The organism is Celeribacter sp. (assembly GCF_048270365.1).
Lineage (GTDB): Bacteria > Pseudomonadota > Alphaproteobacteria > Rhodobacterales > Rhodobacteraceae > Celeribacter.
Window position 1 is genome coordinate 1 of the sequence record NZ_JBLWTA010000059.1, and the last position, 7,880, is coordinate 7,880.

Below are 7,880 nucleotides of genomic sequence, written 5' to 3' on the forward strand. Positions count from 1 at the left end.
GTTGCGGCTCGATCGTTCGCCACTTTTGGTCGGGCCAGGTCTGGTAAGTTTGGCACTCTTCGCATGGCTTTTGACGCGCGCAGAAAGCGAAATGGCCGGTCGGGCATATGCAGCTTACGGGGGCGTCTACATAGCGGCGTCCATGATCTGGATGTGGCTAGTGGAGGGGAGCCGACCGGACCGCTGGGACATTGCAGGCATTCTTCTTTGCCTCCTAGGCAGTGCTCTCATCCTGTTGCCTTCGCGCTCATGATCTGCGGAACCTCAGAAAACCAGGCAAATCCGTCGCTAGAAATCGCTAGGTCATCGCACCCGTCACGACGGGTGCGATGACCCATAGATTAGGCAGTCACGGTATTTTCGTACCCAGCTTCACGAAGCAGGGCCGTCAGCCGTTCTGTTGACAGTGCACCTTCAACAGAAACCGTGCGGGCCGGAATGTCGCAAGATACGCTCGCATTTGCGTCAGCTGCCTTGATCGCCTTTTCGATCGTACTGGTGCAATGACCACAACTCATGTCGGGAACGTTGAATTTCATGTCGATGTCTCCTCTGTGACAGCTTGTTCAGTGCAGATGGGGCTTCCAGTGGGGGGAAGGTCAAGGGTCTCCGTAGATTTTTAAAGCGAAGCCAGGAAAGTTCAAATTGGGTATTGACCTTCCAGTCACTGGAACTCCTATTTGGGGTGTCAAATGGGATTCCAGGAGACTGAAATGACAGATCAATCCAAAGTGACACTCTCGATTGAAGGAATGTCTTGCGCCTCATGCGTAGGGCGCGTGGATCGGGGCCTAGCCGCGTTGAGGGGAATATCCGATGTCTCGGTGAACCTCGCGAACGAGACTGCGCGTTTCAGCGTGGATGGTTCGTCCCACCTGCAAGATGCGGTCCAAGCCCTGAAAGATCTCGGGTATCCAGCGCGAACGGCATCCGTGACGCTGAACATCGCGTCCATGTCATGTGCTTCTTGTGTCGGGCGCGTCGATAAGGCACTTGCCTCGGTTCCCGGCGTGTTGGAGGTCAACGTTAATCTTGCGGCGGAAAATGCGCGCATCACATATCTTGAGGGCATGACCGACCCTGTGGCCCTCATCCGTGCATCCGAGCAAGCCGGATATCCAGCCAGCGTGGCCGAGGCCACGGCAACACAGGATCGCACTTCGCGAAAAGAAGAGGAAGCGCGCGGGTTGGCACGCCGGGTGGCACTGGCCGCAGCACTCGCTTTGCCGGTTTTCCTGATGGAAATGGGCGGGCACCTGATCCCGGCCGTGCATATGGCGATCAACAATACCATAGGACAGCAGGCCAGCTGGTTGATCCAGTTCATCCTCACAACGGCTGTGCTCATTGGGCCCGGCCGACAGTTCTATCTGAAAGGGTTTCCGGCCTTGCTGAAAGGTGCTCCAGACATGAACAGTCTGGTCGCCGTCGGCACAGGCGCAGCTTATCTTTATTCAGTTGTCGCAACGTTCTTCCCGTCGCTGATGCCCGAGGCCGTCCGCGCTGTCTACTTCGAGGCCGCCGCGGTCATCGTGGTCCTGATCCTGATCGGGCGCTGGCTCGAAGCGCGAGCGAAAGGGCGAACAGGGGCTGCAATCGAGAAGCTGCTCGGCCTACAGGCTCGTACGGCGCGTATTTTGCGTGACGGCGATGCGGTCGAGGTCGAGATCGATGCCTTGCGCACCGGAGATCTGATTGTTGTGCGCCCCGGAGAACGACTCGCCGTGGACGGTGAGGTTGTGGACGGCGAAAGCCATGTCGATGAAAGCATGATCACCGGGGAACCCGTGCCGGTCGGCAAGTCGGCTGGTGATCCTGTCACGGGCGGTACGGTCAATGGCGCGGGCAGTCTGACCTATAAAGCAACGCGTGTTGGTGCGGATACCACGTTGTCCCAAATCATCCGCATGGTCGAAGATGCGCAGGGCGCCAAGCTCCCCATTCAAGGGTTGGTGGATCGGATCACGCTTTGGTTCGTCCCCGCTGTGATGACCCTCGCCGCCTTGACGATCCTTGTCTGGCTAATATTCGGCCCTGATCCCGCCCTCACCTATGCGCTGGTCGCGGGTGTCTCAGTTCTCATCATTGCTTGTCCCTGCGCGATGGGACTGGCGACGCCGACGTCGATCATGGTCGGGACCGGTCGCGCTGCTGAAATGGGCGTGTTGTTCCGCAAGGGGGATGCTCTGCAAGCATTGGGGGACGTCAAGGTTGTCGCTCTGGACAAGACCGGCACCGTCACCGCCGGACGTCCCGCGCTGACCGACCTTGTGCTGGCGGAAGGAGCCGAGCGCTGCACCGTTCTTGCGGCAGTCGCATCGGTCGAAGCCAGATCAGAACACCCGATCGCCGAAGCTATCGTGCGCGGCGCGCAGGCGGAAAACATCAGACTGTCGGAACCGAGCGCGTTTACTTCGATTACAGGGTATGGCGTGCGCGCCATCGTTGACGGGGCCGAGGTTGTTGTCGGAGCTGACCGAATGATGCAGCGCGAAGGGATCGATCTTGGTGAACTCGCAGAGGCTGAAACTATGCTCGCACGGCAAGGTCGCACCGCACTCTTCGCCGCAATCAATGGCAAGGCGGTGGCTGCGATTGGCGTCGCCGATCCGGTCAAACCCTCGAGCCGAGCCGCGATTGCCGCACTGCACAGTCTGGGTTTGAAGGTGGCAATGATTACCGGCGACAAACGCGAAACGGCAGAAGCAATTGCCGAAGAGACTGGTATCGACCACGTGATCGCGGGGGTCTTGCCCGACGGCAAGGTGGCGGCACTGGAAAATCTGCGCCAGCAGGGCACATTGGCCTTTGTTGGCGATGGCATCAACGATGCACCCGCGCTCGCCCACGCGGATGTTGGCATCGCCATCGGCACTGGCACGGATGTGGCGATCGAAAGCGCAGATGTCGTATTGATGTCCGGTGATCTTCGCGGCGTTGTGAACGCTTTCGAGATCTCGCGACACACCATGCGAAACATCAAACAGAACCTTGGTTGGGCCTTTGGTTACAATGTGGCTTTGATACCCTTGGCCGCCGGAGCGCTTTATCCGAGTTTCGCCGTGCTGCTGTCACCGGTCGTCGCTGCCGGTGCGATGGCACTTAGCTCGGTCTTTGTCTTGACGAACGCCTTGCGGCTGCGGCGCGTAAGACCGGCGATGGACGAGCGCCAAGAGTCTGGGCGGGTGGAGGACTTCGCCCCCGTCCCGGCCGAGTGAGAGGAGGCAGAAATGAACATTGGTGATGTTGCCGAGCGGTCAGGAGTGCCGGCCAAGACCATTCGCTACTATGAGGATATCGGTCTAGTAACACCTTTGCGCGCTGCAAACGGGTATCGAAGCTTCAGAGAGATCGATTTTCATAAGCTGGCATTCATCGGACGAGCGCGAGCCTTGGGATTTACAATCGAAGACTGCCGTACGCTTTTGGCGCTCTATAACGATGACAATCGAGAAAGTGCGCAGGTAAAGGCCGTCGCAGAGGAGCACCTGCGCCAGATTGATGAAAAGATCTCTAAACTCATGTCGATGAAAGAAACTCTTTCGTCTCTCGTGCACCAGTGTGCTGGCGATCACCGACCGGATTGTCCAATTCTTGCGGATCTTTCTGTCGTAGACGACGCAACTTTCTCATGATCTCCGACGACGAATGAAATCGCGCGCCCTGCGAGACAGGGCGCGCGACCTGTAGTTACTGCACCAGCTCTGTAATAGTCAGCTTGCCATTCACACGGTCGGCAACGAAGTTGATCTGTGCGCCTTCACTCAGCCCTTCCAGCATCGCGGGATCGGCGAGAACGAAGACCATTTTCATTGCTGGCATGTCGAGGTTTTCCAGCGGGCCATGGTCGACAGTAATCTTGTTCCACTTGGCATCGATCTTGGTCACCGTGCCCGAGGACATGGCACTATCGCTAGCAGCAATTGCAGTTCCAGCGGTCATCAGAAGGGCAGCGGCGAGCGTCAAAAATTTGGTCATGATTGGTTTCCTTTGATTTGAGATCAGTTGACAGTAAGGGCGCCGTGCATGCCGCCTTCATAGTGGCCGGGCAGCAGGCAGGCGAATTCGAAGTTGCCGGCCTTGTTGAAAGTCCAAAGGATCTCCGCCTCTTCACCTGGTTCAAGGCGCACAGCGTTAGGGTCGTCATGTTCCATCTCAGGGAACTTGGCCATCAGCTCTTTGTGTTCAGCGTTTTGTGCCATCGAATCCATCACGAACTCGTGGGTTTCCTCACCCATGTTCGTGATGCGCAGGCGCACGGTTTCACCCTCAGAAAAAGTCATTTCCGAGGAGGGTTCGAAGACGAACGGTGCGTCCTTGTCGTAGTCCTCACGCATTATCACATCGATGGTTCGCGTGGGTTCATGGCCATGCATCGCAGGCATGCCGATGGCCATTTGACCGTTGCCGTGCCCGGCGTCCGCAATTGCGAGGGCGGGAATCAGGGCCAGCCCCAATGTCAAAAGTGCAGTTTTCATGAGCGTGTTTCTCCTGTGCTCTGGCATCAGCCCTGCCGCACGCCGCCGCGCGGCGTGATCACGGTTTTCGGACTGGTGTTGTATGCATGTTCGGGCAGCTCGCCCGTCCATTCGTAGGCCTGTGTTCCGGGCGGGTTGTCGTACCAGCCAGGATCGCTGTAATCGTCGCGGTCGATGCCCTCGCGAACCTTCACCACGCTAAACATGCCACCCATTTCCAATGGGCCATGCGGCCCCCATCCGGTCATCATCGGCACGGTGTTCTCGGGGATCTCCATCGACATCTCGCCCATATCCGCCATACCCGCCGTGCCCATCGGCATGTAGCCAGGCTGCTGGCGGCGGATCATTTGGGTCAGGCGGGACTTGTCGGCGCCAATAAATGTAGGGATGTCGTGGCCCATAGCATTCATGGTGTGGTGCGACTTGTGGCAGTGGATCGCCCAGTCACCTTCGTGAATCGCGTCGAACTCGTAGGCGCGCATGGCGCCTACAGGAATGTCGATCGAGACCTCGGGCCAACGGGCACTTTCCGGCACCCAGCCTCCGTCAGTACAGGTGACCTGAAAGTCATAGCCATGCATGTGAATTGGGTGGTTGGTCATCGTCAGGTTGCCACAACGCACACGGACACGGTCCCCCTTGTTGACCACCAGAGGATCGATGTCCGGGAAGATCCGGCTGTTCCAGGTCCACATGTTGAAATTGGTCATCTCGGCCACGCGCGGGATGTAGGTCCCCGGGTCGATGTCATAGGCCGCAAGGAGGAACGCGAAATCCCGGTCCACCGGCATGAACGCCGGGTCGCGCGGATGCACGATGAAGAGCCCCATCATGCCCATGGCCATCTGTACCATCTCGTCCGCATGCGGGTGGTACATGAAGGTGCCGGACTTGATGAGGTCGAACTCGTAGACGAAGGTCTTACCCGGCGGGATGCCGGGATGCGACAAACCACCAACTCCATCCATTCCCGATGGCAGGATCAGTCCGTGCCAATGCACGCTGGTATGTTCCGGAAGACGGTTGGTTACGTAAATACGCACCCGCTCGCCTTCGACCGCTTCGATTGTGGGTCCGGTGGATTGGCCATTGTAGCCCCAGAGCCGCGCAATCATCCCGTCCGCCATAATCCTTTCAACAGGCTCTGCAACGAGGTGGAACTCCTTTACATCTCCGTTCATGCGATACGGCAAAGACCATCCGTTCAGTGTTACAACGGGGTTGTAGTCGAACCGATCCGAAGGCCTTGGGGGAACTTGTGTATAGGGGCTGTCGGTAAAGGCGGCCTCGGGCAGATCGCGAAAGCGTGTTTGCGCGGCCCCGGCGTTCGCCAGCACAGCTCCAGCGCTCGCGGTCAATCCCGCGCCCAGTAATTGACGACGGTTCATCATTCTTCGCTACCTCCGGTCAGAGTAATTGCCCCGCCCCAAATCGCCGCGGTCGCGTCTGTTTCGGCAAGCCAGTAGTCACGTTTCGCTTCTGCGGCAGAGAGGCGCGAAGCGAGCCCCTCCTGGGCATCAGCGATCAATTCAAAGGTCGAGGTCAGCATGCCGTTGTAGGACAGCAGCGCTTCGTCATCGATCTGGCGTCGCAGAGGCAAAACAGAGTCGCGCCAATGCCGCGCGATGCTATGGCGACCGGTGATGGCCCTATAGGCCATGCGTGCGTCCGAACGCGCATCGACGGCCTGCTGGGCCAGCCTGTTCGCTGCCTGCAGATAGGCCATGCGGCCACGCTTCGACACCAGCGGACCGGTGTCGTAGAGCGGGATCTCGAAATCTAGAGCAAGCGCTGGATTGGCCTCGGTTTCTCCGGCTGCACGTTCCAGGTCGAAACCAGCCACCAACTGGACGTCCGAGACCATACGGGTTTGCCCGGTCAGACGGTAGTCCAGCGCGAGCGCCTCGAGTTCCAGCTTTCCAGATGCCAGGTCTACGCGGTTTGCCAGTGCCAGCTGTTCGATATTTCCTGCAACGCGCGGGCCACCAGGCAAGGCGGGCAGCGAGTCCGGCACGAATACAGTGGTGTCGCTACCCCAAAGCCCCATCAGCCGAAGCAGTTTTTCTTTGGCCAATTGCGCCTCCAATTGGGCGGCTGCACGTTCGGCGGCAAGCTCAGCAGTAAAGGCATGCTCCCTTGCTTGATCGGCCTTGCTCATCGCGCCGGTACGGCCCAGTTGCACAGCAAGTTCGGACGCTGCCTCGGCAGTGCCCTGAGTTTGAGCGATCAGTGCAGCGGCTTCGAAAGCGCCAACCGCCTCAATCCAGGCCCGGCGGGTTTCAACGGCCAAGTCTATCGTGTCGGCGAGCGCAGCAAGTTCGGATTGTCTGAAGCGAATCTCCGCAAGTTGGGTCCGCGGTGCGGATGTTGCCACGTCGAGCAGGGAGTTGATTAATGTTGCCTCAAGTGTGCGAGTGACATCGCCAGCCAACCCGGAGATTGACACACCGATCGAGGGCACCGGCCCCATAGCCACTTCCCATAAGTCAGTTGAGGACAGACCTAGCTCAGCGAAGCTGGCTTGAAGTGCGGGACTGCTTATCAGGGCAACCTGCACTGCGGTGTCGGCGCTGACGGTCTTACCATGCACCATGGCGTGAACCCTCTTGCGCGTTTCCTCAAGGTCCGCGGCAGACAGGTTCCAGATCGGTGTGGCCCCTAGAGCCTGGCGTGCACCCGTCTCGACACTGCCAAAGCCCGCGCGATCTGGTTTTGCACGCTCAAGAACGGCAGGACTGGCGCAGGCGGACACCAGCAACATGGACCCCATGAGAAGAGGCAGTTTCATTCGCCACCCTCCCGTTGTTCATCATTCAGCATCCGCCATTCGGCCGGTTCTCCGACCGAGTAGCCCGCGTAAGCAACAACAGGCCCGGGTTGCGCAGACGCGACCACAGGCGATGTAACCGCCGCCGTAAGCGCTGGCACGGTTTCAAGTTCAGGAAGCGCCGAGCAGGCGGCCCCGAACAGCGGCAAGGATGCCGCAAGCAGAATTTTCACTTAGATTTCCTCGAAATGTCAGATGCAGATGGTCGCAGTCAAACTGCGGCTACAGGTGCATCAGGCGCGAGGAGGGCGCCGCAAACCTTCGGGTGTGGCCGAACGGACTAGGGACGCAATATCCCAGGACCGGAGGGAAACATTAGCGGACTGCTTTGTGCAACTTTCGGCACCTACGAAGTCACCGACCACGCAGATATGTGACGCACAGTGGTCTGCTCCATGGTCGATATCTGCAGCCGGAATGTCCGTTTCATGATGGTGGCGCTCGTTTGAAGACTCCTGAGCGACTTGTTCAACAGAGCACGAAACCATGGCTGATGCATTGGACGGCATCAGGGTCACTGCCACCAATATGGAGGCAATCTGGAGTATCCCAAAAACGGCCCGAATCCTGTA

9 protein-coding genes are annotated in these 7,880 nt (G+C 58.7%); 3 read left to right on the forward strand and 6 right to left on the reverse strand.

Annotated elements, in window-relative coordinates; translation table 11 throughout:
- Nucleotide 1 precedes the first annotated feature (1 nt).
- Nucleotides 2-253 carry a YnfA family protein gene (locus tag ACN0X0_RS22570; protein WP_417281075.1) on the forward strand — a complete coding sequence of 84 codons (252 nt, stop codon included), beginning with the start codon at nt 2-4 and terminating at the stop codon, nt 251-253.
- An 88-nt stretch (nt 254-341) separates the two neighbouring features.
- On the opposite strand, the gene ACN0X0_RS22575 is transcribed toward ACN0X0_RS22570, so the two are convergent.
- A complete protein-coding gene (locus ACN0X0_RS22575) occupies nt 342-539 on the reverse strand; it encodes a heavy-metal-associated domain-containing protein (protein ID WP_009573644.1) in 198 nt (65 codons plus the stop codon).
- A 174-nt stretch (nt 540-713) separates the two neighbouring features.
- On the opposite strand from ACN0X0_RS22575, the gene ACN0X0_RS22580 reads away from it, so the two are divergent.
- Nucleotides 714-3,218: a heavy metal translocating P-type ATPase gene (locus ACN0X0_RS22580; protein WP_038068303.1), complete on the forward strand. Its 2,505-nt coding sequence runs from the start codon at nt 714-716 to the stop codon at nt 3,216-3,218.
- 12 nt (nt 3,219-3,230) lie between these two features.
- On the forward strand, nt 3,231-3,635 hold the full coding sequence (gene cueR / locus ACN0X0_RS22585) for a Cu(I)-responsive transcriptional regulator (RefSeq protein WP_038068304.1): 405 nt from the start codon (nt 3,231-3,233) through the stop codon (nt 3,633-3,635).
- A 55-nt stretch (nt 3,636-3,690) separates the two neighbouring features.
- Here cueR and ACN0X0_RS22590 read toward each other — a convergent pair whose 3' ends face one another.
- From ACN0X0_RS22590 to ACN0X0_RS22610, 5 genes are read right to left on the reverse strand one after another with little or no spacing between them, the layout of a single operon-like run.
- The gene (locus tag ACN0X0_RS22590; protein WP_009574142.1) at nt 3,691-3,978 is read right to left on the reverse strand and encodes a copper-binding protein; all 288 of its coding nucleotides are present in this window, start codon (nt 3,976-3,978) and stop codon (nt 3,691-3,693) included.
- 23 nt (nt 3,979-4,001) lie between these two features.
- Entirely contained in the window at nt 4,002-4,478 is a 477-nt protein-coding gene (locus ACN0X0_RS22595) for a cupredoxin domain-containing protein (protein ID WP_009574143.1), read from the reverse strand.
- Between the two features lie 26 nt (nt 4,479-4,504).
- On the reverse strand, nt 4,505-5,872 hold the full coding sequence (locus ACN0X0_RS22600; protein WP_038147513.1) for a multicopper oxidase family protein: 1,368 nt from the start codon (nt 5,870-5,872) through the stop codon (nt 4,505-4,507).
- A complete protein-coding gene (locus ACN0X0_RS22605; RefSeq protein WP_009574145.1) occupies nt 5,869-7,269 on the reverse strand; it encodes a TolC family protein in 1,401 nt (466 codons plus the stop codon). Before ACN0X0_RS22605 ends, ACN0X0_RS22600 begins: the two co-directional genes overlap by 4 nt.
- Nucleotides 7,266-7,481 (reverse strand): hypothetical protein, encoded by a 216-nt coding sequence (locus ACN0X0_RS22610; RefSeq protein ID WP_009574146.1) that lies wholly within the window; start codon nt 7,479-7,481, stop codon nt 7,266-7,268. The genes ACN0X0_RS22605 and ACN0X0_RS22610 overlap by 4 nt, the downstream gene beginning before the upstream one ends.
- Nucleotides 7,482-7,880: the final 399 nt, after the last annotated feature.

Bases quoted from the DNA above. Each gene is read 5' to 3' on its own strand.
- cueR (WP_038068304.1), top strand. From the start codon at position 3,231: ATGAACATTGGTGATGTTGCCGAGCGGTCAGGAGTGCCGGCCAAGACC.
- ACN0X0_RS22580 (WP_038068303.1), top strand. From the start codon at position 714: ATGACAGATCAATCCAAAGTGACACTCTCGATTGAAGGAATGTCTTGC.
- ACN0X0_RS22595 (WP_009574143.1), bottom strand. From the start codon at position 4,478: ATGAAAACTGCACTTTTGACATTGGGGCTGGCCCTGATTCCCGCCCTC.
- ACN0X0_RS22605 (WP_009574145.1), bottom strand. From the start codon at position 7,269: ATGAAACTGCCTCTTCTCATGGGGTCCATGTTGCTGGTGTCCGCCTGC.
- ACN0X0_RS22600 (WP_038147513.1), bottom strand. From the start codon at position 5,872: ATGATGAACCGTCGTCAATTACTGGGCGCGGGATTGACCGCGAGCGCT.
- ACN0X0_RS22575 (WP_009573644.1), bottom strand. From the start codon at position 539: ATGAAATTCAACGTTCCCGACATGAGTTGTGGTCATTGCACCAGTACG.
- ACN0X0_RS22590 (WP_009574142.1), bottom strand. From the start codon at position 3,978: ATGACCAAATTTTTGACGCTCGCCGCTGCCCTTCTGATGACCGCTGGA.